General features: G+C 56.9%; 1 rRNA gene (running past one end of the window). It reads right to left on the reverse strand.

The window, feature by feature from the left end:
• A 23S ribosomal RNA gene (locus tag AB0H84_RS53295) occupies positions 1-1,283 on the reverse strand (its annotated part continues 1,780 nt past the right edge of the window); the annotation flags it as partial.

Genomic DNA, 1,283 nt, shown 5'->3' on the forward strand with positions numbered 1-1,283 from the left:
GGTGGGAGACCTCATCTCAAGGCAAGCTTCCCGCTTAGATGCTTTCAGCGGTTATCCCTCCCGAACGTAGCCAACCAGCCGTGCACCTGGCGGTACAACTGGCACACCAGAGGTTCGTCCGTCCCGGTCCTCTCGTACTAGGGACAGCCCCTTTCAAGTCTCCTGCGCGCGCAGCGGATAGGGACCGAACTGTCTCGCGACGTTCTAAACCCAGCTCGCGTACCGCTTTAATGGGCGAACAGCCCAACCCTTGGGACCTACTCCAGCCCCAGGATGCGACGAGCCGACATCGAGGTGCCAAACCATCCCGTCGATATGGACTCTTGGGGAAGATCAGCCTGTTATCCCCGGGGTACCTTTTAGCCGTTGAGCGACACCGCTTCCACACGCCGATGCCGGATCACTAGTCCCAGCTTTCGCTCCTGCTCGACCCGTCAGTCTCACAGTCAAGCTCCCTTGTGCACTTACACTCAACACCTGATTGCCAACCAGGCTGAGGGAACCTTTGGGCGCCTCCGTTACTCTTTGGGAGGCAACCGCCCCAGTTAAACTACCCACCAGACACTGTCCCCGATCCGGATCACGGACCAGAGTTAGACATCCAAAACGACCAGAGTGGTATTTCACCAATGACTCCACCCGAACTAGCGTCCGAGCTTCCCAGTCTCCCACCTATCCTACACAAGCCGTTCCAAACACCAATGTCAAGCTGTAGTGAAGGTCCCGGGGTCTTTCCGTCCTGCTGCGCGAAACGAGCATCTTTACTCGTACTGCAATTTCACCGGGTCTGCGGTTGAGACAGCGGGGAAGTCGTTACGCCATTCGTGCAGGTCGGAACTTACCCGACAAGGAATTTCGCTACCTTAGGATGGTTATAGTTACCACCGCCGTTTACCGGCGCTTAAGTTCTCACCTTCGCCCAACAAGTTGAGCTAAGCGGTCCCCTTAACGTTCCGGCACCGGGCAGGCGTCAGTCCGTATACATCGTCTTACGACTTCGCACGGACCTGTGTTTTTAGTAAACAGTCGCTTCCCCCTGGCCACTGCGACCCCCACCAGCTCCGAGTGCAAGACTCATCACCAGCAGAGGTCCCCCTTCTCCCGAAGTTACGGGGGCAATTTGCCGAGTTCCTTAACCACAGTTCACCCGATCGCCTCGGTATTCTCTACCTGACCACCTGAGTCGGTTTAGGGTACGGGCCGCCACAACACTCACTAGAGGCTTTTCTCGGCAGCATAGGATCATCCACTTCACCACAATCGGCTCGGCATCACATCTCACC

The sequence above is a fragment of the Nonomuraea sp. NPDC050786 genome (assembly GCF_040654115.1).
Lineage (GTDB): Bacteria > Actinomycetota > Actinomycetes > Streptosporangiales > Streptosporangiaceae > Nonomuraea.